Origin of the sequence: Actinoplanes sp. OR16 (genome assembly GCF_004001265.1) — a bacterium.
Classification (GTDB): Bacteria; Actinomycetota; Actinomycetes; order Mycobacteriales; family Micromonosporaceae; genus Actinoplanes.
The window spans coordinates 5,124,002-5,149,014 of record NZ_AP019371.1; the positions used below are offsets into that span (position 1 = coordinate 5,124,002).

12 protein-coding genes are annotated in these 25,013 nt (G+C 67.9%); 7 read left to right on the forward strand and 5 right to left on the reverse strand.

Annotated features, from left to right (window positions below; translation table 11 throughout):
• Positions 1-34 precede the first annotated feature (34 nt).
• On the forward strand, positions 35-1,384 hold the full coding sequence (locus tag EP757_RS23395) for a GGDEF domain-containing protein (protein WP_160165862.1): 1,350 nt from the start codon (positions 35-37) through the stop codon (positions 1,382-1,384).
• Between the two features lie 190 nt (positions 1,385-1,574).
• On the opposite strand, the gene lexA is transcribed toward EP757_RS23395, so the two are convergent.
• The 3 genes from lexA to EP757_RS23410 form a co-directional block, all read right to left on the reverse strand.
• A complete protein-coding gene (gene lexA, locus EP757_RS23400; RefSeq protein ID WP_127549360.1) occupies positions 1,575-2,234 on the reverse strand; it encodes a transcriptional repressor LexA in 660 nt (219 codons plus the stop codon).
• 101 nt (positions 2,235-2,335) lie between these two features.
• Entirely contained in the window at positions 2,336-2,530 is a 195-nt protein-coding gene (locus tag EP757_RS23405) for a CsbD family protein (protein ID WP_127549362.1), read from the reverse strand.
• A 65-nt stretch (positions 2,531-2,595) separates the two neighbouring features.
• Positions 2,596-3,654 carry a GTP-binding protein gene (locus EP757_RS23410; protein ID WP_127549364.1) on the reverse strand — a complete coding sequence of 353 codons (1,059 nt, stop codon included), beginning with the start codon at positions 3,652-3,654 and terminating at the stop codon, positions 2,596-2,598.
• A 196-nt stretch (positions 3,655-3,850) separates the two neighbouring features.
• On the opposite strand from EP757_RS23410, the gene EP757_RS23415 reads away from it, so the two are divergent.
• The gene (locus tag EP757_RS23415) at positions 3,851-5,155 is read left to right on the forward strand and encodes an IS256 family transposase (protein WP_232049958.1); all 1,305 of its coding nucleotides are present in this window, start codon (positions 3,851-3,853) and stop codon (positions 5,153-5,155) included.
• A 1,224-nt stretch (positions 5,156-6,379) separates the two neighbouring features.
• Here the strand turns inward: EP757_RS23415 and EP757_RS23420 are convergent.
• Positions 6,380-7,357 (reverse strand): cation diffusion facilitator family transporter, encoded by a 978-nt coding sequence (locus EP757_RS23420; RefSeq protein ID WP_127549365.1) that lies wholly within the window; start codon positions 7,355-7,357, stop codon positions 6,380-6,382.
• A gap of 87 nt (positions 7,358-7,444) precedes the next feature.
• Here EP757_RS23420 and EP757_RS23425 point away from each other — a divergent pair, with 87 nt between their 5' ends.
• The 5 genes from EP757_RS23425 (at position 7,445) to EP757_RS23445 (ending at position 23,556) form a co-directional block, all read left to right on the forward strand.
• Positions 7,445-8,959 (forward strand): class I SAM-dependent methyltransferase, encoded by a 1,515-nt coding sequence (locus EP757_RS23425; RefSeq protein WP_127549367.1) that lies wholly within the window; start codon positions 7,445-7,447, stop codon positions 8,957-8,959.
• A gap of 335 nt (positions 8,960-9,294) precedes the next feature.
• Positions 9,295-11,169: an integrin alpha gene (locus EP757_RS23430; protein WP_127549369.1), complete on the forward strand. Its 1,875-nt coding sequence runs from the start codon at positions 9,295-9,297 to the stop codon at positions 11,167-11,169.
• 38 nt (positions 11,170-11,207) lie between these two features.
• Positions 11,208-13,064, forward strand: coding sequence for a VCBS repeat-containing protein (locus tag EP757_RS23435; protein ID WP_127549371.1), 1,857 nt, complete (start codon positions 11,208-11,210; stop codon positions 13,062-13,064).
• Positions 13,065-13,123: 59 nt separating this feature from the next.
• Positions 13,124-16,768: a LamG-like jellyroll fold domain-containing protein gene (locus EP757_RS23440; protein WP_127549373.1), complete on the forward strand. Its 3,645-nt coding sequence runs from the start codon at positions 13,124-13,126 to the stop codon at positions 16,766-16,768.
• A gap of 17 nt (positions 16,769-16,785) precedes the next feature.
• Positions 16,786-23,556, forward strand: coding sequence for a polymorphic toxin-type HINT domain-containing protein (locus EP757_RS23445; protein ID WP_127549375.1), 6,771 nt, complete (start codon positions 16,786-16,788; stop codon positions 23,554-23,556).
• A 577-nt stretch (positions 23,557-24,133) separates the two neighbouring features.
• On the opposite strand, the gene EP757_RS23450 is transcribed toward EP757_RS23445, so the two are convergent.
• Positions 24,134-24,994 carry an aldo/keto reductase gene (locus tag EP757_RS23450; RefSeq protein ID WP_127549377.1) on the reverse strand — a complete coding sequence of 287 codons (861 nt, stop codon included), beginning with the start codon at positions 24,992-24,994 and terminating at the stop codon, positions 24,134-24,136.
• Positions 24,995-25,013: the final 19 nt, after the last annotated feature.

Genomic DNA, 25,013 nt, shown 5'->3' on the forward strand with positions numbered 1-25,013 from the left:
CAAGGTGGTCGCGCGCCCGCCGATGAGGCACAGGATGCGAGCGATCTTCCTGCTCTACGCGGCTGCCGCCATGATCACGTATGTGGTCGCGGGCGACGGCCGATCCGCCGTTCAGCTGGTGATCGTCGCGACGCCGCTGGTGACGTTCGCGTACGCGCTCGCCAGCCGCCGCCTCCCGCACCAGCGACCATGGCTGATCTCGGTCGGCGGCCTCCTGCTGTTGCTCCTGGGACAACTGACCTGGCCGGGCTGGCTCGACGGCCACATCGGCCAAGCCGAGAGCAGTCCCGCCGAACTCACCCTCTCCGCATCGCATGGTCTCTTTCTTCTCGGTACGGCGGCAGCGCTGCGCCGCCGGCTCGCCGCCGATGCCAGTGGTCTCCTCGACGCGGCTCTGCTCGGGCTCTGCGCCGGTGGACCGCTGTGGGTCTGGGGTGTGCAGCCGCACCTGCCCTCCAATGCCTCACCGCTCGGCCTGCTCCTCCTCATGATCGACATCTTTGCGATCTCCGGGGTGATCGGCTGCCTGATCCGGATGGGCGCTGCCCGCGGGCCGGGGCGGGACTCCATCGTCTATCTGCTCTTCACGGCCGTTCTCACGCTTGCCGCGCTGGTCACCGGACGGCCGGAGCCGCTGCTCATGGCCTTCCTCACCATCGCGGCAGCGCCTCTGCAACGGGACGCGGGCGCTGTCACCGAGCCGTTGCCGTCGTCGGGAGCACCCGTCGCCGGCCGGCTGACGCTGATCTGGTTGGCGCTGGCGTTGAGTGTCAATCCGCTGCTCTCCGCCGTACAGATCATGCGGGGAACCTCCACCGCGAGCCTGATGCTGCCGGTCGGCACGCTGCTGGTGATCCCGCTCGTGCTGCTGCGCTTCCACCGGCTCGCCGTCCAGCGTGAAGAGGCCGAACGCACCCTCGCCCACCAGGCCTCCCACGACGAGCTGACCGGCCTGCGCAACCGCCGGCACGTGATGGCCGCGCTGGACCGCGCCCTGGCCGGCGGCTCCGGGGTGTCGGTGCTGCTCTGCGACCTCGACGGCTTCAAGCCCATCAACGACCGTTACGGACATCTGGTCGGCGACGAGGCCCTCAAGGTCGTCGCCGCTCGCCTCACCGCCGTCACCCGCCCCGGCGACGTGGTGGGCCGCCTCGGAGGCGACGAGTTCCTGGTCATCTGCGACGGCGTCGCTCCGGACGACCTCGCCGCCCGGATCCGGGAGACCCTGCGCCTGCCGATGGCCCTCTCCGCCGGCGTCGTCTCGATCGGCGTCACGGTCGGTTCGGCGTCCGCCCCGGCGGGCTCTTCTGACCTGGACCGGGAGGCTCTGGTCGCCGAAGCCGACGCGGCGATGTACGCCGGCAAGTCAGCACGAGCGGCCTGACGCGCTTCAGATGGCCGCGCTTCAGATGGCCGCGCTTCAGATGGCCGCACTTCAGATGGCGGCGCTTCAGATGGCCGCGCTTCGGGTTGCCGACAAGGGCGCCCCGGCTGCTGGATCATCGCCTGCCGGAGCGCCCTCAAGCCGTACCTGAGCCCATGATCCCGCAGTTGCAAACCTTTTGCAACAAGCGTCAGACCCGCCGCAGGACCGACACGACCTTTCCGAGGATCACTGCCTGGTCGCCGTCGATCACGTCGTACGCGGGGTTCCGCGGCTCCAACTTCACATGCCCGCCGCGCCGCTGGAACACCTTGACGGTCGCCTCCTCGTCGATCATCGCGGCCACGATGTCGCCGTTGTAGGCGTCCGGCTGCTGGCGGACCACGACGATGTCGCCGTCGCAGATCGCCGCGTCGATCATCGAATCGCCCTGGACGCGGAGGCTGAACAGGGTGCCCCGGCCGACGAGATCGCGAGGCAGGTTGAGCGTCTCGTCCGCGGCGTCCGAGTCGGTCGCGGCGAGGATGGGCGTACCGGCGGCAATCGTCCCCACCAGCGGGACGCTCACGTTCTCCTGCGACATCTCCGATTTCTCGGTTTTATTGCCCAGGAACATGCGTACGTCGATAGGCCGCGTGAGCGAACCGCTCCGCCGCAGGAACCCGTGCTCCTCGAGCAGCCGCAACTGCCTGCTCACCGTCGACGGCGACAACCGGACCGCGGCGCTCAATTCCCGCGTGGACGGTGGATATCCGTACCGGACCGCCCAATCCTGAATGACCGTCAGAATCCTGCGCTGCCGATCGCTGAGCACGGAAGTGTCGTTGAGCTGGGAATCGTCGAGGTGCACCCGGAAGATCTTGCCTCATCCACACCCCTGCGACCGCCGCGGCTCGCTGAAAACGGGCCGGAGCCGGCCACTCACAGTGACCGGCTCCGGAAATCCCGATGTCAGGACTTGAAGACGTCCTTGATCTTCTTACCGGCGTCCTTGACGTTCTCGCCGGCCTGCTTGAGGTGCGACTCGTTCTGGTCGGCCTTGCCCTCAGCCTCGAGACGCTCGTCGTCCGTAGCGCGGCCGACGCCCTCCTTGACCTTGCCGCCGAACTCCTCGGCCTTGTTGTCAACCTTGTCGTCGAACGCCATGAGAACAACCTCCTCTGTCTGTCCGTCCACAGATGAGGTACCCGCAGGGAGACGTTCCCTAACTTCTAGTGGGGATGGAACGCGAACGGATCCGGCAATCCCCGCCAGGCGTCGAAGCCGTCCGCCAGTTCCTCGTCGGTGAGCAGGCAGGCGGTGAGCGTCCGGTCGAGATCCTCGGCGTCCAGGTCGATGCCGATGAAGGCGAGCTGGTGGTGGCGGTCACCGTAGTAGTGGTCCCAGTCGAGCGTCGCCGCGATCCGCCGCTCGGGATGCACCTCATTCCACGAGGAGTCGGGCAGATCGGCGAGCCAGCCGCCGGCGCCTTCGATGCGCAGCACACTCGCCGACTCCCAGGAGAGGACCATGTCGGGACGACTGGCGAGCCAGAAGTGACCGCGCGAGCGCACCACCCGGCCGGTGATCCGTTCCAGGGCGGTGTGCAGGCGGGCCGGGTGGAATGGCCGTTTCTGACGGAACACGCAGGAGACCACACCATCGACGGCCATCGGTTCGTGGATGCCTACCGCGTGGCCGCTCAACCCGCGGATCGCCGGCATCAGCGGGGTGCGGTGCGGCGTCGGGCGGTGGATCTCGGCGGTGAGCTCGTCGCGTACCGTCGCCCAGGGCGCCAGCCGGCGCAGCAACGTCCGGAGCTGCTCAGACTCCCAGTCCTCATCGCCCTCCGGGCGGCCGATCACGATCACCGCGTCGGCTTGCTCTATCTGCCGTGCGATCAGGTCCGCGATGCGCCGATCATCAAGAGCGTGGGTGTACGGGTCGACCGAGCACACGGGATTGTCATTCGCCAGCCCGTCAAGCACTTGATCGGCCGCGACCGCGGTACACACCATGCCGAGCCGCACATCGTCGGGCACGTCCGATTCTGACCAGGCGATCCGCACGTCGTCCGGCTCGTACCGCTCCGGCAGCAGCGTGACCACCGACGGCGCCCCCACCCGCCGCGCCTCCTTGACCACCACCTTGATCAGCGCCTGCGCCGCAAGCCCGGACGCCCGCAGATCGAGCACCGCCACCCCGTCCAGCCGCTGAACCGCGGCATCGGTCGCATAAGGCCAGAAACCGGCCAGCGGGATGACCAGAGTCGAAGTGCTCTCAGGCGCCATAACCGGATCTTGCCGCCTCCGGCCCGCCCGCAAATCCTCCAGAAAGCTGTGCCGGCCGCCACACCAGCCCCTTTTCCGGTCGGCAGTCGACCCCTTGAGGTGCTGTGTCCACCCGGCGATCGTCCAAGATCCGCGAGAGGGGGCGCGGGGGGGACTGTAAGAAAAACGGTGTAACTCCTGATCAAGGAGACACCAGATGACCGTGACGATCGATGCCACCGTGGATACTTCGGCGGTGGCCAAGAAGAAGGATCCGGCAACCACCCCGGAAGGCGTGGATGCCGAGCTAGTCGGCCAGCTGGTCGAGCAGGCCCGCGCAGCGGGCCTGCAACTGACCGGCGAAGGCGGTCTGCTGCAGCAGTTGACCAAGCGAGTGATCGAAGCCGCCCTCGATGGTGAGATCACCGATCACCTCGGCTATGAGAAACACGACCCGGCCGGCAAAGACGGCGGCAACTCCCGTAACGGGACCCGGGCCAAGACCGTGCTGACCGATGTCGGCCCGGTCGAGATCACCGTGCCGCGCGATCGCGACGCCTCGTTCGAGCCGCAGATCGTCAAGAAGCGGCAACGTCGGCTGACTGGTGTCGAGGACATGGTCCTGTCGCTGTCGGCGAAAGGCCTGACCACCGGGGAGATCAGCGCTCACCTGGCCGAGGTCTATGGCGCCGACGTCTCGCGCCAGACGATCTCCACGATCACCGATAAGGTCATCGACGGCATGGCCGAGTGGCAGAACCGGCCCCTCGACAGGGTCTATCCGGTGATCTTCCTGGACGCGATCAACGTCAAGATCCGCGACGGCAAAGTCGCCAACCGGCCCATCTACGTCGCCCTCGCGGTCACCGCCGAGGGCACCCGCGACATCCTCGGGCTCTGGGCTGGCGACGGCGGCGAAGGCGCCAAGTTCTGGTTCAGCGTGTGCACCGAGCTCAAGAACCGTGGTGTCGAGGACGTGCTGATGGCCGTCTGCGACGGCCTGACCGGGCTGCCTGACGCGATCAACACCGTCTGGCCGAAGACCGTGGTCCAGACCTGCGTGGTGCACCTGCTGCGCAACTCGTTCAAATACGCCGGCCGCCAGCACTACGACGCCATCGCCAAGGCACTCAAGCCGGTCTACACCGCACCGACCGAGCAGGCTGCCGAGCAGCGCTTCCTGGAGTTCGCTGAGGCCTGGGGCGAGCGATATCCGGCGATCGTCCGGCTCTGGGAGAACGCCTGGGCCGAGTTCGTGCCGTTCCTCGCGTTCGACGCCGAAATCCGTAAGGTCGTCTGCTCCACCAACGCGATCGAGAGCGTGAACGCCCGCATCCGCCGCGCCGTCCGGGCCCGCGGGCACTTCCCGAACGAGCAGGCCGCCCTGAAATGCGTCTACCTGGCCGTGATGGCCCTGGACCCGACCGGCGCTGGCCGCCGCCGCTGGACCATCCGCTGGAAACCCGCCCTCAACGCCTTCGACCTCGCCTTCGAAGGACGGCTCACCGCAGGCCGCAACTAACCCTCAACAAGATCGAGTTACACCGTTTTCTTGACAGTCCCCGCGGGGCGACGGGTCCCGGAGTTCGGAGGCGACGTGGCGTGGCGTGACGTGACGTGACCACGTGACCACTCGACGTGCCGACGTGACGACGTGACGACGGGGCAATGTGGCGACGGGATGTGACGAAGCGACGTGGGGCGACTTGACGTGACGAGGCGACTTGACGTGACGAGGCGACTTGACGTGACGAGGCGACTTGACGTGACGAGGCGACATGACGTGACGGGATGACATGACGTGACAACGTGGCAACGTGGCGTGACGGGAGCCGCGTGGCGCGACGTGGCGTGACGAGGCGACGAGATGACGTGGCGACCGGGGTGTGCATAGCCCGACAAAGGCCAGAACGCCTCGCGGCTACAGGCAGTGACCTGGATCTTGGAGTTCTGACCCTTTATGGAGCGTTGTAGGTGCTAGAGGCCCCACAACCTTCCATCAACCAGCTCCCTCCGAAGCGGAAGTTGCACGACCTGTGATTCGGCGCCCCTGAACCGATGGCTAGGCGCGGTTCTACCGTCCGGCTCTTCTATCGCTCGCCCACGCGAATCTTGGGCGATCCAGCACACTCCGCTGCACAAAGTCGCCCAAGATCTGGGGCGGCAGGGCGGCAGGGCGGCAGGGCGGCAGGGCGGCAGGGCGGCAGGGCGGCAGGGCAGCGGGGCGGCGGGGCGGCGGGGCAGCCGGGGCGGCCGGGCAGCGGGGCAGCGGGGCGGCCGGGTGGCGGGGCGGCGGCAACGCACGTGCCGGCGGCAACGCGCGTGCCGGCGATCGTGGCGGTGGGTGGACCCTCGGTTCTCCAAGATCGCCAGGAAAGAGGGCGCCAGGAATGGACGCCAGGAAGAGACCGAGGAGGGGCCGCGAGGAGTGAGTGCGAGGAAGGGTCGCGAAAGGCGTGCGAAAAGGCGCACGAAGAGGCGAGCGAGGAAGAGTCGCGAGGAAGGGCCGCGAAAGGGGTGCGAAAAGGCGCACGAAAAGGCGAGCGAGGAGGGACCCGAGGAGTGGGTGCGAGGAAGGGCCGCGAAAGGCGTACGAAAGGGGTTCGCGGAAGGGCGAGTCGAGCGCGAGGCTTCGTCGCTGGTCTCCGGAACCGGGTTGGCGGCTCTTCGGATTCGGGTCGGTGGTTCTCCGGATTCGTGTCTGCGCGTCGCGTGCTTCCGGGTCGTTGGGTGTGGGGTGGCAGGGTCAGGCGGGAGACGGGTGGTGGTGGGAGTGGCGATGGTGGGCCAAGTGCTCGTGGTGAGTGTCGCCGGGATGGGTGTCGGGGTCCACGTGGACTGTGGCACTGGTCAGGCGGGGAATGTGGTGGGTCAGGTGGTGTTCGGCGTCGGCTGCCAGCTCGTGGGCTGCCAGCAGGGACAGGCGGGCGTCGACGACTATGCCGGCCTCGGCGTGTAGCTGGTGGCCTATCCAGCGCAGACGCAGGCCCGAGATGTCGCGGATGCCGGGGATGGTGCGCAGGGTGTGTTCGGCGTCGTCGACGAGGGAAGGGTCTACGCGGTCCATGACGCGGTGGTAGACCTCTCGGGCCGCGTCCTTCAGCACGAAGGCGATCGCCGCTGTGATCGCCAGGCCGATGACCGGATCTGCCCAGCTCCAGCCCAGGGCGGCGCCGCCCGCTGCGAGGACGACGGCCAGGGAGGTGTAGCCGTCGGTGCGGGCGTGCAGGCCGTCGGCGACCAGGGCGGCCGAGCCGATGCGGCGGCCGACGGTGATGCGGTAACGGGCCACGAGCTCGTTGCCGGCGAAACCGATCAGGCCTGCTGCGGCGACCCAGGGCAGATGGGTGATCGACTGCGGGCTCAGCAGGCGATCGATCGCGAAGAGCGCCGAGGCGACGGCGGACGCGGCGATGACGGCGACGATCAGGATGCCGGCGAGATCTTCGCCGCGACCGAAACCGTACGTATAAGCCCGGGTGGCAGCCCGCCGCCCCAGCCAGAACGCGATCGCCAGCGGCACGGCGGTGAGCGCGTCGGCCACGTTGTGCACGGTGTCGCCGAGCAGCGCCACCGAACCGGACAGCACCACGATCAGCGCCTGGAGCGCCGCCGTCACACCGAGGGCGGCCAGCGAGATCCAGAGCGCGCGCAGCCCCTCACGGGACGACTCGAGAGCGCTGTCGACCTTGTTGGAGGAGGCGTGCGAATGGAAGCCGGACACCCGGTCAGCCTACTCCCGAGACTAGTCGTGCGACAACGTTGCTACTGCCAATGACGTGCAGAAACAAGTCACGGGATATGATCATGGGTGTCTTTCGTGCTCTTTCCCGGCCGCCATCACCTGCTGACCCGGTTCCAGGCCGACTATCTCCACGATCTGGCCACGAGGAACGACAACGCCACGATCGTCTGGGCGGTGACGTCCGCGAACCACGAGAACACCAGGCGCAACCCCGTCCCGTACCACCGCCGCGAGGCCGCGATCGAGCGCCTCAGCTGCCAGACCGGGTTGCGCTCCCTGGTCGTGCCGATCTTCGACACCGCGCCGACCGACGCGTTCGCCGAGGTCACGCTGAAGACGATCGCGGTGGCCACCGGCATCGAGCTGACGCCTGCGAACACCGTCCTGGCCTGCTCGACGCCGGAGGTCGCCGATCTCTACCGCAAGCTGGGACTTCCGGTCGCGCTCGTCGAGGCGGACCCATCCCTTCGTACGATCCCCGAGCGCCCGTGGGATGTGCTCCTCCGTCTTGCCGCGGGTGACGAGGAGTGGCGTCGCTTGGCGCACCCGGCCACGATCGACGTGTACGAGCGTTATCGGCTGGTCGAGACGATCCGCGCCGTGGTCAACGACCCGTTAGTGGGTGATGAGGGCGGGCTGACGGCGACACGCGACTATCGCACGTACGTCGAAGCCTTCGCGGATGCCGCCGAGCGCAAGTGGAAGGCGGTCCGGAGCCATGTGCAACCCGGCCGGATCGTGGACGTCGGCTGCGGCGCCGGATCACTGCTGGAACTGGCCGACCGCGAGCCCGCGCTGCACGAGAGCGACCTGATCGGCGTCGAGGTCGCGCGGCACCTCTACCAGGAGTGCGTGCACAAGAAGGCGCAGGGCGTCTTCCGGAACGCCAACGTCTACTTCTACCGGCGCAACGTGCTGGGCGGCGCCATCTTCCCGGACCGGTCGATCGACACGACTCTGACGTTCGCCCTCACCCACGAGATCTGGTCGTACGGGAAGCAGCGTGATTCGCTCCTGGAATTCGCCCGCCGGATCTTCGAGCACACCGCGCCCGGCGGCGTCTGGATCAACAGTGACGTGTGCGGACCGGCCGATCCGCGACAGCCGGTCATCCTGCGCCTGACCAGCGACGACGGCGCGAACCCGGCCGAGCCACGGCACGATCTTCAAGACAAGGACACCGCGGAGGTACGGGAGTACGTCGGCGGCCTCTCCACTCGTGCCCGGCTGGACCAGTTCGCCGTCGACTTCGCGTTCCCGTTCACCTTCGAGGCGCTGGACGGCGACGCGGTGCGGATCGAGCTGGCCGCCGCGATGGACTACCTGACCCGCAAGGACTACACCGACAACTGGCTGTCCGAGACGCACGAGCAGTTCTGCGGCCTCAGCTTCGCCGAGTGGTCCGACCTGCTCACCGAGGTCGGTTTCACCCTCGACCCGGTATCCGGCCCGCTCCGCAACGACTGGATCGTGGAGAACCGCCTCGCCCCGGTGGCGTCCCTGGCCGACCTCGACGGCAAGCCCCTGGACTGGCCGGACACCCACCTCTTCGTGGTGGCGCGCCGACCGCACAACGGCTGACGCACCGAGCCTCGGCCGTTCGGCTGATTTTAGCCGATCCTTCCGGTCAGGTGAACACGCTGAGTAACCACTCGTGAACCGCCCTCGCGCGGCACCTGATTAGGGACGACGGTCGATGTCGGCCGTCGTCCCTGTGTATCCGCTGTGTGCTCTCCGTGTCGGAGCCCGGAGGCCGTGATCTTCGCGGCTCTGGCTTCGATCGATCTCTACGTTTAAGTTCTCCGATCAACGCCGCTCGCAGCGGAAGCGGCGTCCACGCTGTCTGTCACGTCGTTTCCGGGGGCGCCGGAGCGGCGCCAACGCGGCCCCTGTGCCGCGCTCACCTGGAGGACCGTGTGGTTCCACCGCGCCCGCGTTCATTGCTGCTCCGCTACGGCCGCGCCGGCTTGGCCGTCGCCGCGATCATCTGCCTGCTCGCCACCACGAACGACCAGTCGCCCGCCGCCGGCACGCCCGCGATGGTCACCGTCGCAGCCGCCGCGACAGCCCCGGTCGTCTCCGCCCCGGCCACTGTGCCGGCCACCACCTGCGTCAGCGGCGCGTCGCGGCCGAAGGTCGCCACCCTCACCCCACAGCTCAAAGTGACCGTCGCCGATCCGGACACCGCCACCGTCACGGCGCAGTTCGAGTGGTGGACGGTCGCCGGTGAGGGCCGGATGGGCGGGGCGAACGTCAGCGTCGCGGCCGGTGCGACCGCCGCGACGACGCTGCCGGCGGGGGCGTTCGTCAGCGGTGGCCGGTACAAGTGGCGTGTCCGCGCGACGGACGGCAGCCTGTTCTCGGCGTGGACGTCGTTCTGCGAGCTGCAGGTCTACACCGGCACGGCGCCCTCGTCGAACTGCGCCGCCGGAATCGACCACGACTACAACGGGGACGGGATCCGCGACGTCGCCGTCGGTGACCCGGGATACGCAGCGAACGGCCAGGACGGCGCCGGCCGGGTGACCGTCATCTACGGCGGTGGCGTACTGCCGGCGACGTCGTATCAGCAGGGCTCCGGGAACATACCGGGTGGGCCGGAGGCAGGCGACCGTTTCGGCCACGCGCTGGCCACCTATGACGCCGACCGCGACGGCTGCAGCGACCTCGTGGTCAGCGCGCCGTTCGAATCGTCCGAAACCACCGCCGGGGTCGGTTCGATCGTCATCCTCTACGGCTCGCCGGGAGGCCTCGCAACGACCAAGACGGAGTGGTTCAACCAGGGCAGTGCCGCCTTCGCGGAGACTCTCGAGGCCGGTGACGCGTTCGGCTTCGCGCTCTCAGCGACGAACAGCCTGAGCGGTGAGCCGATCCTCATCGTCGGTGTGCCCGGCGAGGACATCGGCACCGCCGTCGACGCCGGCATGATCCACTACCGGCGCGGAACGACCAGCGCGGTCTACAACGGCAGCGACAAACCGGGCGGCGCGGCCGAGACCGGCGACCAGTTCGGATATTCGCTGGCATCGTCACCGAACCACTTCGCGGTGGGTTCGCCCGGCGAGGCCATCGAGGCGGTGACCTGGGCCGGAGTCGTGGAGATCTTCACTCACGAGTTGATCTCCGGCAAGCCCAAGCGCCTCGGAACCGCCTCTCAGCAGGCTCTGGAGACCGCTGAACAGGACGACGCCTTCGGGAAGTCGATCGCGATGGTGGCTTATCAGTCGAGCGCCAACACCAACGAGTCGATGCTGGTCATCGGCGTACCCGGCGAGGACGCCCTCGGGGCGGTCGACGCCGGCCTGGTGCACCGCCTGGCGCTGACCTCGACCGGCTTCACCCATCTCGGCCCGGTGTATCAAGCGACCCCGGGCATCGGCGGTGGATCCGAGGTCGGCGATCACTTCGGTGAACAGGTCGTGGTGGTGAATCGGCAGCCGGCCACGCCGGTCAGCAACGACACGGTCATCGCGGCGGTGGGTACGCCGGGCGAGGACTTCGGTGCCTTTGCCGACAACGGCGTGATCTACGTGTTCCCGGCAGCCGCCAACCCGGTGCCGGTGGCATCCCAGGTGCACCGCGGGGCCTGGCCGGGCAACACGACCATCGCCGGTGAGCTCATCGGTATCGGACTCGGCATCGATCCCGTGTATCTCTACCTCGCCAGCTCGCACGGGTCCGGCTCTCTGATGCGGTTCAGCTGGAGCTCCCTCGTGCAGGGCGACGTCGCGCCGAACGTCACCTGGCCCGCGCCGTCCGGCCAGGTGGCCTACGGCGCCTCCATCGGCTGACCCCTCAGCACATCACCATCACCATCTCGGAGGACCGGATGCTGTTCCGATACGGTCGCGTCGGCTTGGCCGTCGCCGCGATCGTCTGCCTGCTGGCCACCACCAACGATCGGCCGTCGCCGCCGCCCGGCGACCAGCCCGCGATGGTCGCCGTCGCCGCCGCCGCGACGGCTCCGACCGTCACCGCCCGTGCGACGGTGCCGTCCACCAGTTGCGTCACCGGCGCGTCGCGGCCGAAGGTCGCCTCGCTCACCCCGCAGCTCAAGGTCACCGTCGCCGACGCGGACAGCGCGTCGGTGACCGCGCAGTTCGAGTGGTGGACGGTCGCCGGCGAGGCGCGGATGGGCGGGGCGAACGTCAGCGTCGCCGCCGGCGCGACCGCCGCCGCCACGGTTCCGGCCGGCGCGTTCGTGAGCGGCGGCCGCTACAAGTGGCGGGCCCGTGCCTTCGACGGCGCGCTGTACTCGGCCTGGACCACCTTCTGCGAGCAGCAGGTCTACACCGGCACGGCGCCGTCGGCCGACTGCGCCGCCGGCATCGACCACGACTACAACGGGGACGGATACCGCGACGTGGCGGCCGGCGACCCGGACTACAACAACCGGTCCGGCCGGGTGACCGTCACGTACGGCAACAACGCTCTGACCGGCACCAAGTCGTTCACCCAGGGCAGCACCGAGGTCCCGCACAGCGGCGTCGAGGCCGGTGAGCAGTTCGGGTTCGCGCTCGCCACGTACGACGCCAACCGCGACGGCTGCAGCGACCTGGTGGTCAGCACGCCGTTCGAGGGCCTCGGCGACCAGGACGAGGCCGGTGTCATCGGCATCGTCTACGGCTCACCGAAGGGCCTCGGGCTCGGTACGACCACCACGCTCTGGTACACGTCGAACGGGTTCGCCACTGACCCGTGGGAGGCCGGTGACTGGTTCGGCTACTCGCTGGCCGCCACCAACCTGCCGAACGGTGAGCCGGTCCTGATCGTCGGCACGCCGGGTGAGGACATCGACGGGGTCTCCGACGCGGGCATCGTGCACTACTGGCGAGGTACGACGGTCACCCCGTTCTACGAGGGTCTCGGCGTCGCGGGCAGCCCGGAGGCCAACGACCGGGTCGGATTCTCGTTGTCGATCAGCCCCAACCACTTCGCCATCGGCGTACCGGGAGAAGCGGTCGGCTCCGGGGTCTTCGCCGGAATCATGGGCGTCTACAGCCATGAGCAGGTCAGCGGCCGGCCGAAGTACATGGGCAGTGGTACGGAGTTCCTGACCGACCCGCTCGAGCAGGGCGACGAGTTCGGCAAGTCGATGTCGATGGTCGCCTACCAGTCGGCGGCGAACGCCGGCGAGTCGCTGCTGGTCGTCGGCGAGCCCGGCGAGGACGTCAACGCCATCCGCGACTCCGGCATGCTGCACCGCTTCAAGCTGACCGCCGCCGGGATCGAGTACCTGGGCGCGGTCACCCAGTTCACCCCGGGCATCGGTGGTGGCGCCGAGGACGGCGACCACTTCGGCGAACACGTCCTCGCGGTGAACACCGCCCCGGAGTCCCCGCCGACCGCCAAGACCGTGATCATCGCGGTGTCGGCGCCGGGCGAGGACCTCGGCACCGTGCCGGACGCCGGTGGCGTGGCCGTGTTCGCGGGCCTCGAATCCACCATTCCGGCATCGTCCGGCGCCGGCCGGGGCGGCGGCGGCCTGCCCGGCGTCAACACCCCGGGTGAGCTGGTCGGCAACGTGCTCGGCGGCAACCCGGAGTTCCTCTACGTCGGCAGCCTCGCCGGCGACGGCACGCTCTACCGCTTCCCGTGGGCCCAGATGATCGTCGCCGACCGGACCGGGCGCGTGGACCTGCCCGCACCGGCCGGCGAGGTCGCCTACGGCGCGGCGATCGGGTGATGCGAGCCATGCGTGATCAATCAGCCAAATCCGAACGAATCATGGGGGAGGGCCGGCGCGTGGCTGGTCGCAGGAATAGATGGGGATGGCAGCTCGGCCTCACCACCGCGGTGACGGCGATGCTGGCCGGCTACGCGTTCGGCACACCGCCGGTGGCCGAGGACCAGGTGCAGGCGTCGGTCATGCGGCCGGTCGCGGAGGAGACGCTGGTCCGGGAGACCGAAGAGGAGGCCCGCCTCTACGCCCAGGAGGTCGGGCAGCCGGTCGAGATCCTCTCGATGCGGGACGAGCGGACGAGTGTCTTCGCCGATCCCGAAGGCTCTCTCATCGCGGAACAGAACACTGAGCCGGTACGGGTGGTGCGCGACGGCGAATGGGTTCCCGTCAACGCCGACCTGCAACCGAACGCCGAGGGCAACTTCGTCCCCGCCGCCGCCACCTTCGGGCTGGAGTTGTCGAAGGGCGGTGACGGGCCGCTGCTGACGGCCGAGCGAGCCGGCCAGACCATGACCCTGGACTGGCCCGGTGAACTTCCGCCGGTGACGATCGACGGTGACCAGGCCAAGTACGAGGAGGTGCTGCCCGGCGTCGACCTGGTGGTCAACGTGACGCCGGACAGCTTCTCCCACGTGGTCGTCATCAAGACCCCGGAGGCGGCCGAGGACCCGCGGGTGGCGGAGCTCGAGTTCGGCCTGGAGACCGACGGGCTGACCGTCTCGGAAGACGCGGACGGCGTCATCGCGGCCGTCGACGACGCGTCCGGCGGCGAGGTCTTCGAAGCCCCGTCACCCACCATGTGGGAGTCGCCGGAGGCGCAGCCGGTGGCGGCCGCGCGGCAGGCGCTGCCGGAGGCCGACGTGGCGGCGCTCGCCGAGACGGCGGACGAGACCGCCCCGGCCACGGTGACCGAGACACCGCTCGAGGTGGAGGTGACCGAGGACAGCATCACGCTCCTGCCCGACCAGGAGATGCTGCAGGACCCGGAGACCAACTACCCGGTCTACGTCGACCCGACGTACTCCACGTCGCGGGCTACCGCGTACACGATGGTCGCCAAGGGCTATCCGAACGAGTCGTACTGGAAGTTCAAGGGCAAGAAGCACGAGGGTGTCGGCGAGTGCCCGGTCTCCTCGGGCTCCTGCGCCGGAGTCGGCGTGAAGCGGCTCTACTACACGATCCCCACCCCGTACGACGGGCTCGACGTCATCTCGGCGAAGTTCAAGGTGACGATGGTGCACTCCTACGACGGGTCGGCCAAGGACGTCACGCTCTACCGTGCCGACAAGAGCATCAAGGCCTCCACCACCTGGAACAACCAGCCCAGCATGGTCGAGAAGATGGGTACCGCGTCGCCGACCGGCGTGGAGAGCGGCTGCGAGCGGGCGAACCAGAACGTCCAGTTCGACGTGATGAACTCGATCAACAACATCAACCGGGACGACCTGGAGCAGGTCACCTTCGGCGTCCGGGCCGACGACGAGGCCGACCACACCGCGTGGAAGCGGTTCTGTGGCAACGCGATCCTGTCGGTGGTCTACAACCGCAAGCCGGTCGTCAAGCCCTTCAACACCTGCATCTCCGGTGGCAGCCGTCCACTCGTCACCGCCCCCAGGACCATGGCGGTGAAGGTGTCCGATGCCGATGACCTGGTGAAGCCGTTCAGCGAGTACGTCACCGTGCAATTCGACGCGAGCTACAACAACAACGGCACCTGGACGCCGCTGATGAACTGGACCACCCCGCGCCAGCTCGCCGACCCCGACAAGCTGGTCAAAGCCGACTTCACGGTCACGGTCCCGCAGAACAAGGTCATCTCCTGGCGAGCGCGAGCGTCGAACATCATCGGTGGCACCACGGTCTGGGGCGCGTGGAGCTCGTCCTGTGAGTTCCTCTACGACAACACCGCGCCTCAGCCGCCGGACATCGACTCCGCCGAGTTCCTCCCGCTCGATGCGCCGGAGAAGACCGGCACGTGCGTCCGCGACAACAGCGACCGCGGATGGGCCGGTCTCTACTCGACCTTCACCTTCGACTCGCCCGGCACCGACGCGGTCAAGTACTACTACGGCTTCGACGAGGACCCCAAATATCTGCTCACCCCGGCGACTTCGGGTGGCCCGGTCACGATCCGCTACCTGGCGAAGCAGACCGGCATGCGGTGGATCAACGTGTACGCCGTGGACGCCGCCGGCAACCGCAGCGGCGAGGCGACGTGCGAGTTCGGCGTCTCGTACCGGCTGCCGGAAGCGCAGTGGGGTCTGAAGGAGGCAGCAACCAAGACGCAGCTCGCGGACGCCATCCCGGTGATCAAGAACGGCCAGGAGGACACCACGAAGCCTGCGGGCCGGTTCCCGCTGTCCAAGGGCGCTGGTGCCACTCTGGCCGTCCCCGGCCCGGGCTGCCCGACCGGCGAGGAGGCCTGCGACATCGACACCGCCGTCCGCTTCACCGGGCAGGCGAACAGCTATCTGACGTCCGGGATCTCCCAGGCGATCGACACCACCCAGGCCTACGACGTGGCGAAGGCCTACGCGGTCGTCGACACGAGCAAGACCTTCTCGGTGGCGGCGTGGGTGAAGCTCGCCGACACCACGCGGGACCGGGTGGCCGTCAGCCAGGACGGCTCCGGCACGCCCGGTTTCACGCTGGGCTATGAGGCCGCCACCAAGAAGTGGGCCTTCAAGATCCCCGCTATGGACGTCACCTCGCTGGGCGAGTGGAAGGTCCTCAGCACCGGCGACGCCGTCGCGAACAAATGGACCCACCTCATCGGCGTCTTCGACACCGAGAACCGCAAGATCCATCTCATCGTCAACGGTGTCAGCCAGAGCCTGACCGCACGTCAGTCGTTCTTCACCTCGCGCGGATCCGTGCAGATCGGTCGTGCGCGGGACCGGGCCGGATACCGCGACATGTGGCAGGGCGACATCTCCGACGTCGTCCTCTACGACCGGATCCTGGTCAGCGATGACATCAAGAAGCTGTCGAAGGTGGCCGTCATCCGGCTCGGCTACTGGCAGCTGAACAGCGCGAGCAGCGGGAAGAGCCCGGAGGTGGCCCGCCAGGCCGCTAAGGAGCTGACCCTCACCGGCGGCGCCAAGGTGCTCGCGTACGACCCGAACGACTGGGAGAACCCGACCCAGCTGGTGGGCAGCGGATACCTCTCGCTCAACGGATCGAACGGCGCCGCGTACACGGCGGGTTCCATCGTGCCCGGTGAGCGCAGCTTCACCGCCTCCGTCCGGGTCAAGGTCTCCGCCAACTCCTGCCCGAAGAGCACGACAGCTCTGTCGCAGGTCGCCGAGAGCAACAGCCTGTTCCGGCTGGGCTGCGCGAAGGTCGGCAACGACTACCGGTGGCAGCTGACCGGGCCCGGTGCGAGCCCGGTCAAGGTCTCCGGCCGGTACTTCAAACCCGACAACAGCGCCGCCTTCGGCCAGCACCTCGCGGTCGTGTACGACTCGTCCGCCCGCGAGCTGCGTCTCTACGTCAACGGGCAGAGCACCTCGGAGATGGTGATCAAGGTGGCCGACACGCAGACCTTCCCGGCGGGCGGTGCGCTGCAGATCGGCCGTGCCTTCGTCGCCGGCAAGTTCGGCGAGTACTTCGGCGGGCTCGTCGACGAGGTCCGCGTCTACGAGGGCGCCCTCGAACAGCCCGGGGTCCAGCAGATCAGCCAGACCGAAGAATTCCCCAAGTTCTGAGCGGGAGCAGCCGACACATGCCTAGATCCAGTCCTCCGGGCAAGCGCTCGCGTGCTTCCCGAACCCGGCGGCTCCTCGCCGCCGGTCTGGCCGCCGTCCTGACGGCGACGATCCTGCAGGTCGCACAGACCCCGGCGGTGGCCGGCCCGGCGAACGATCGACCGGCCGTGCCGGACGACGGCAAGCCGGCGCCGGCGCGACCCGCCCCGAAGGGCCTGACGAACCTGCCCGACAAGGCGCTCACACTCGCCGAGCGCTCCCAGCCCGCCACCGCCTGGCCGAAAGCGGCCAGCGCGGAGATCGCCGTGCAGAGCGCCGGCTCGGTCGGCGGGATGAAGGTGCGCGCCGCCAAGGCCGGCGTGTCCGGAAGCCCGAAGCGGATCAGGGTGCAGACCTTCGGCAAGGAGGTCTCCGACCGGGCCAAGGTGAGCGGGCCGGTGCTGCGGGTCGGCGGCGCCACCGGGAAGGTGAAGCTCAGCCTCGACTACGCGACGTACGCCGGTCGCGGCAGCGGCGACCGGGGCGGCCGGCTGACGCTGGTGGCGTTGCCGGAGTGCGCGCTCACCACGCCTGACCTACCGGCCTGCGCGCCCGAGCCGCTGAAGACGGTGAACGACACGTCGGCACGGACCCTCACCGCCGAGGTCGGCGTCGCCGCGGCGAGCACGCTGGTCGCGATGTCGGCGAGTTCCAGCTCGTCGACCGGTGACTTCGGCGCGACCTCGCTGGCGCCCTCGTCGAAGTGGGACGTCGCCACCTCGTCGGGCGCGTTCTCCTGGTCGTACCCGATGCGGGTGCCCCCGGTGCCCGGTGGCTTCGGGCCCGGTGTCTCGCTCAGCTACAACTCGCAGTCCATCGACGGCCGCACCGCGACCACCAACAACCAGGGGTCGTGGGTCGGTGAGGGCTTCGGTTTCGAGCCGGGCTACGTCGAGCGCCGCTACAAGGCGTGCAAGGACGACGGGCACTCCACCGTCGGTGACCTGTGCTGGTCGCACGAGAACCTGACGATGTCGCTCAACGGCAGCTCCGCCGAGCTGGTGAAGTCCGGGAACACCTGGAAGCTCGCGAACGACAACGGCTCCAAGATCGAGAAGCTCACCGGCGCGGTGAACGGCGACGCCGGCGACGGCACGGTGGCCGGTGAGCACTGGAAGCTCACCACCACCGACGGCTACCAGTACTACTTCGGCCTCAACCAGCTGCCCGGCTGGAATTCCGGCAAGCCGGAGACGAACTCGACCTGGACCGTGCCCGTCTTCGGTGACGACGCCACCAACACCGACGACGGCGGCGGCGCCGAACCCTGCTACAAGGCGAGCTTCGCGAGCGCCTGGTGCCAGCAGGCGTGGCGGTGGAATCTCGACTACGCCGTCGACCGGCACGGCAACGTCATGACCTACTACTACGAGAAGGAGAAGAACGCCTACGCCCGGAACGTCGACGCGTCGGTGAACGGCACCGAGTACGACCGCGGCGGCTACCTCAAGCGCATCGAGTACGGCCAGCGGGAAGGCGCGATCTTCACGCAGGCCGCTGCGGCGCGCGTGGTGTTCGACGTCGCCGAGCGCTGCGACCCGACCGTGAACGCGACCGCCTGCGCGGCCGGCAACCTGACCGACGCGACCAGTCTGGCCTGGCCCGACGTGCCGTTCGACCGGATCTGTGCGCCCGGCGGCAAGTGCAAGACCGACCAGACGTCACCGACGTTCTTCACCCGCAAGCGGCTCGCCACGGTGACCACCGAGATCCGTAACGGGACGTCGTCGTTCGCCCCTGTCGACAAGTGGACGCTGGGGCACCTGTACCCGGACAACGGCGACGGCAGCAACAGCCTCTGGCTGCACACCATCAAGCAGGAGGGCGTCTACGGGACCGGGTCCGCACTGAACGGCGGCAGCGTACGCCTGGATCTGATGCTCCTGCCGAACCGCATCCTGCAGGACGGCGAGGACATGCTGGGCGACTTCGTCCGGCCGCGCCTCGCGAAGATCTACAACGACACGGGCGGTCAGACCGAGGTCGTGTACGCGGAACCGAACTGTGCCACCGGGAACCTGCCGAAGCCGGGGGAGAGCACCCGGCGGTGTTTCCCGGTCAAGTGGGAGGGCGCCGGTTTCAAGGAGCCGGTGACCGACTGGTTCAACAAGTACGTCGTCGAGTCCGTCCGCGAGACCGACCTCACCGACGTCGACCCGGACACCATCCTCACGCCGGACATGGTGACCTTCTACGACTACCTGGGCGACGCCGCCTGGCGGTACCCGGACCCGGACGGCATCACCGAGGAGAAGTACCGCACCTGGTCGGAATGGCGCGGCTACGCCAAGGTGCGGGTCAGCAAGGGCACCGACCAGGTCATCAGCACCCGGTCCGAGCACTACTACCTGCAGGGCATGGACGGGGACAAGGACCCGGACGGCGGCACCCGCGACGTCAAGGTGACCGACTCGGCGGGGGTGACGTACACCGACGCCAAGGAGTTCGTCGGCTTCGAGTACGAGACCAAGGTCCTCGACGGGACCAGCTCGGACGTCATCAGCAAGGCCACGAGTTCACCGATCCGGTTCGAGACGGCGAGTCACACGCGGTCGTTCGGCACCGACAAGGCGACGTTCGTGCGCACCGAGACCAAGCGCGGATTCACGCCGCTGCCGTCCGGTGGCCAGCGTGAGACCAAGACGGTGACGAAGTACGACGCCACCTGGGGCCGCGTCACCGAGGTGAACGACCTCGGCGACGTGAGCACCAGCGCCGACGACACCTGCGGGCGAACCTACTACGCGGACAACGACGGCAAGAACATCCGGTCGCTGGCGTACCGCACCGAGACGGTCGCGGTGAACTGCTCGACGACGCCGAATCGGGCGAAGGACGTGCTGTCCGACGGGCGTACCTACTTCGACGGCGGTGCTCTCGGCGCCGCGCCGACGCGCGGTCTGACGACCAAGACCGAGCGTCTGACCGCCCACAACGGTACGACCGGCACGTACGCGATGGTGTCCGAGGGGACGTTCGACGCGTACGCCCGGCCGCTCACCGCGAAGGACGCCAAGGGCGTCGTGAGCCGGTTCGCCTACACCGAGACGAACGGGCTGACCACCAGGAAGCAGGAGTTCTCCCCGAAGATCTCGGTGAAGGGCGCCACCGCCGCGGAGTTCGTCACCACGACGGACTACAACCCGGCGTGGGGCCTGACCACGGTCCAGAAGGACTGGAACGACAAGGTCACCACCTCGTCGTACGACAAACTCGGCCGCCTCACCCAGGTGCTGTTGCCGGACCGGGCCGTCAGCGGACTGCCGACGATGAAGTACACGTACGTCACCGACCCCGGCAAGCCGGTGGTGGTGCGTACCGAGAAGCCCGACGTGGAGGCGTCGAAGACCCAGGTCGAGTACCAGATCTTCGACGGCTTCATGCGACCCCGCCAGCTCCAGGTGCAGGGCCCGAACGGTGGCCGGCTCGTCTCCGACACCTGGTACAACGGGATCGGCAGCGTCGACCGGACCAGCGAGCCGTACTTCGCGGCCGGCGCGCCCGCGGGTCAGCTCCTGCCGACCGAGCACGCCGACACCGACCAGGAGACCGGTTACGTCTACGACGGCGCCGGCCGGATCAGCCACACCATCACCTTCTCCAAGGGCAAGGAGCTGTGGCGCAGCAGTACGGCGTACGAGGGTGACCGGGCGCACCTGACCCCGCCGAAGGGTGGCACCGCGACCACGTCCATCTCGGACGCGCGCGGCCGGATGGTCCAGCTGTGGCACTACGAGGGCGGCACGCCGACCGGCACGCACAAGACGACCTTCTACGACTACACGCCGGCCGGGCAGCTCGCGAAGGTCACCGACCCGGACGGCAACATCTGGGCGTCGACGTACGACCAGGTCGGCCGCAAGGTCACGAGCAGCGACCCGGACGCCGGCACGACCAGCTTCGGGTACGACGTGGTCGACCGGCTGACCAGCACCCAGGACGCCCGCGGTCGCAAGATCGAGACCGTGTACGACGACCTCGGCCGGGTCACCGGCACCTTCGAAGTCGCCGGGACCACGCGGACGCAGCTCACCAAGAACGTCTACGACTCGCTGATGAAGGGCCAGCCCTACTCGTCCACCCGCTACGTCAACGGCCAGGAGTACATCACCGCGACGACCGCGATGGACAACCTGTACCGGCCGCTACGCAGCATCTACTCGATCCCGGCCGACGCCGGAACCAACCTGGCCGGCGTCTACACCTTCAACAGCAGCTACAACGCCGACGGCACCCAGCAGGGCTTCACCTATCCGGCCACCAAGGGCCTCGCGGCCGAGCCGGTGGTCTACACGTACGACAACCTGAAGCGGGTCACCGGCATCACCGGCGCCACCAGCTACGTCACCGACGTCAAGTACACCGACACCGGTGAGGTCACGCAGGCGCAGCTCGACACCGGCAAGCGCAAGGCGTGGGTGACGCTCGACTACGAGACCAGCACCAAGCGGCTGCAGAAGCTGATGGTCAAGCGGGAGAGCTACGTCAGCTCGCAGAACCCCGTCCCGGACCGGCCGTCCAGCGACATCTACCAGGAATACCGGTACGACCAGGTCGGCAACATCCTGTCGGTCGCCGACACCCCGGGCTCCGGTGTGCGGGACGTGCAGTGCTTCACCTACGACCATCTGCGCCGGATGACCGATGCCTACAGCACCGCCGGCGTGGACTGCTCGGACACGACGGTGGGCGGGGTGGCGCCCTACCACTCCTCCTACGAGTACGACGAGACGGGTAACCGGACGAAGGAGACCCTCCACGGGGCCTCCGACGTCACGCGGGACTACACCTATGCGACCGGGCATGCGGTGCAGTCGATCACGGAGAAGGCGGCTTCCGGGTCGAAGCTGTATTCGTACAAGTATGACAAATCGGGTAATACGCTTGAGCGGACCGAGGCCGGCAGCACGCAGAAGCTGGATTGGGACGCCGAGGGATCGCTGTCGGCGGTCACCAACGCGGACGGCAAGAAGACCAGCTTCGTCTACTCCGCCGGCGGCGACCGGCTGATCCGCAAGGAGCCCGGGTTCACCACCCTCTACCTGCCCGGCATGGAGTTGCGGCTGAACACCGCGTCCGGCGTGGTCGAGGACACCCGGTTCATCGCGCTGGCCGGGGGAGCGGTCGCGATCCGTACCGCCAAGGGCGTCCAGTTCCAGGTCTCCGACGCCAACGGCACCGGGCAGGCCGCCATCGACGCCACCACCGGCGCCATCACGATGCGGCGCACCACACCGTTCGGCGGTGACCGGGGAGCGGCGCCGGCAGCCGGAGCCTGGTACGGCGAGAAGGGATTCGTCGGCGGCACCAAGGACTCGACGACCGGGTTGACCCATCTGGGCGCCCGCGAATACGACCCGAAGACCGGCAGGTTCATATCCGTCGACCCGGTCCTCGACGTCACCGATCCGCAGCAGATGAACGGGTATGCGTACGCCAACAACAGCCCGGTCACCTTCACCGACCCGTCAGGCCTGAAATTCTGCTCCGACGATTACTGCGGCCCCGGCGCCGACTGGGTCGACTCCACCGGGAAATTGCATGAGGAGGAGGGCGACAACGACGGCAAGCTCGACGGCAACCCCAACGACGACAAGGATGTGAACGACTCCGACAATGCCCTTCCGGAGCCGGTCAAGAAGGCGAAGAAGGAAGAGAAGCGCGTCAAGAGGGAGATCGCCGCAACAGCAAAGGTCCTCGGCAAAATCATCGCCGACGAGCTGGGCATCACGGACGCGGTCGACTGCTTCACGAAGGGCGACATCGGCGGCTGCGTCAACACCGCCATCAACGTCGTCATGGCCGCGATCGGCGGCGCCGCCGGCAAGCTGGTTGCTCGCTACGCCTTCAAAATCAACAAGCTGAAAGAGGTGGTGGGAAGCCTCTGGCGCCTGGGCAACCGAATGAAACGCCTGGTCGGCGAGTTCTTCGCCAACCGCAAGGCGTTGAAGGCCGCTGGCTGCCACAGTTTCGCGCCGAGCACCCTGGTTCTCCTGGCGGACGGCTCAACAAAACGGATCAAAGACCTGGTTATCGGCGACGAGGTGGTCGCAACAGATCCCGAGACCGGCGAAACGGCGGACAAGGAAGTCGTCGCCACCCATATCAACCAGGACAAGGAGTTCACCGACCTCCAGGTGAAGGACGAGAAGGGCGTGGTCTCCGAACTCAAGACCACGGTCAACCACCCCTTCTGGAGCCTCACCGACAAGGCCTGGGTCGAAGCGGTCGACCTCGAGTCGGGCGATCGTCTCACCAGCACGAACGGCGGCGTCCTCACCGTCGAGCGGACGAGAAGCTACATCGGCCTCCGGACGATGTACGACATCACGGTCGACGACATCCACACGTACTTCGTACTTGCGGGCACGGCTCCGGTGCTGGTCCATAACTGCGAGATCACAGATTTGTATAGGGTCTCTCCTGAGGCTCGCGGCGCAAGCGAGGAGATCGACGGCCTCGATCCGGCCAACTTCCCCAGAGACGGAGATCCTGGTTTCGCCGACGACGGCTCTGACGGCTCGGCCTACTTCGGCAACAGGGCGCGGGTGGAGGATTTCGCGCGCCGGAACCCGGGCACGCATGGACATGGCTTTGTCGTCAGAGTTCCGACCGTTTGGCTCCGGAAAAACAATATCGAAGAAATGGAGGACTTCTCGAACGAAGGAGCCATTGAATATGTTATTCCGCGCGAACTCTTCGACGAGTTTAATTCGTTCCCGCGTCTGCCGTGGACGCCAGGTGGCTAAGGTGAGGTGCTGATTTGCGTTCCGTGTACGACATGGTCGAGTGTGAAGTGGTGCGCCATCAGCACTACGGTCTGGTGGTTCGCGCGGTTGTTGACGAGCAACCAGGTTATGTTGATTCGTCCGCCGTATTCGACGAGGTTCCAGCGTCGAGGGCTGGCTGGCCGAGCGTGGGGAGCACCCTCGACTGCGTTGTTCTCGGTGTAAGGCGAGACGGGCGACTTAATCTAAGTGCCAGACCTCGCGATGTCGCGCTCGCTCGCAGCGTCGAAAACGTGGGAGTGGCGATGAATACGTGGCGAGAGTTACGTGATCGCGTAGCTGGTCCCGAGCGGTTAAGGGACTTGCTGCGATCACCAGACGCCGTTCCCATCCTTCGCTGGGCTTTGCGCCGGCCTTCGGATTCGGACGATTACCGTCAAGCCACGGCGTTGCTCCAGGACGTGCCTGACTCCGTGGCTCGGGAGGTGCGCGGGCTGGAGGGTTCGAGCGGTGACGCCTCATGAGTAGTTAGTAAGCCTTCGCTTGCAGGGAAACTGCAGTTTCCCTGCAAGCGAAGCAGGATGACGTACCCACCGTCTCAGGCGGCGTTGGCGAGCGCCTCGAACTCCTCGTCGGTCAGTTTCACGTCGGCGGCCGCCAGGTTCTCCTCCAGGTGCTTCACCGACGAGGTGCCTGGGATCGGGACCATGACGGGGGAGCGCTGCAGCAGCCACGCCAGCGCGAGTTGCCCACTCGAAACGCCCGGGTGGTTCGCCGCCACCTTCTCCAGCGGGCCACCAGGGCGGGCCAGCGAGCCAGCATCCACCGGCGCCCACGGGATGAAGGCGATGCCCTGCGACTCGCAGTAATCCACCAGGTCCTCGGCTCGGCGGTCGCCCAGGTTGTAGCGGTTCTGCACCGACGCGACCGGCACCCCGGCGTCCTGGGCGGCCTTCACGTCGTCGACCGACACCTCGGAGAGGCCGACCTGCTTGGCCAGGCCCTCGTCGAGGAAGGCGCGCAGCGCGGCGAACTGGTCCGAGCGCGGCGTCGACGGGTCGATGCGGTGCAGCTGCCACAGGTCGATCTGCTCGACGCCGAGGCGGCGCAGTGACATGAGGATGCACTGGCGCAGGTAGTCGGGGTTGCCGACGGCACGCCAGATGTTCGGGCCGTGGCGGGTGAAGCCGCCCTTCGTCGCGATCACCACGTCGTCGTAGCCGGTGCCGTCGTGCAGGGCCTCGCGGATCAGGTTCTCCGAGACGTCCGGGCCGTACGAGTCGGCGGTGTCGATGAACGTGACACCGAGCTCGACGGCCCGGCGCAGGACGGCGCGAGCGGAATCGAGGTCGGCGGGCGGGCCCCAGATGCCGGGACCCGTGATCCGCATGGCGCCGTAGCCGAGCCGGTGCACGCTCCTACCGCCCAGGTCGATGCTGCCGCTGTTGGAGAGAGTCATGCGTCCAGGTCTACCCCGG

Bases quoted from the DNA above. Each gene is read 5' to 3' on its own strand.
- EP757_RS23445 (WP_127549375.1), top strand. From the start codon at position 16,786: ATGCCTAGATCCAGTCCTCCGGGCAAGCGCTCGCGTGCTTCCCGAACC.
- EP757_RS23435 (WP_127549371.1), top strand. From the start codon at position 11,208: ATGCTGTTCCGATACGGTCGCGTCGGCTTGGCCGTCGCCGCGATCGTC.
- EP757_RS23395 (WP_160165862.1), top strand. From the start codon at position 35: ATGCGAGCGATCTTCCTGCTCTACGCGGCTGCCGCCATGATCACGTAT.
- EP757_RS23405 (WP_127549362.1), bottom strand. From the start codon at position 2,530: ATGGCGTTCGACGACAAGGTTGACAACAAGGCCGAGGAGTTCGGCGGC.
- EP757_RS23410 (WP_127549364.1), bottom strand. From the start codon at position 3,654: ATGGCGCCTGAGAGCACTTCGACTCTGGTCATCCCGCTGGCCGGTTTC.
- EP757_RS23450 (WP_127549377.1), bottom strand. From the start codon at position 24,994: ATGACTCTCTCCAACAGCGGCAGCATCGACCTGGGCGGTAGGAGCGTG.
- EP757_RS23415 (WP_232049958.1), top strand. From the start codon at position 3,851: ATGACCGTGACGATCGATGCCACCGTGGATACTTCGGCGGTGGCCAAG.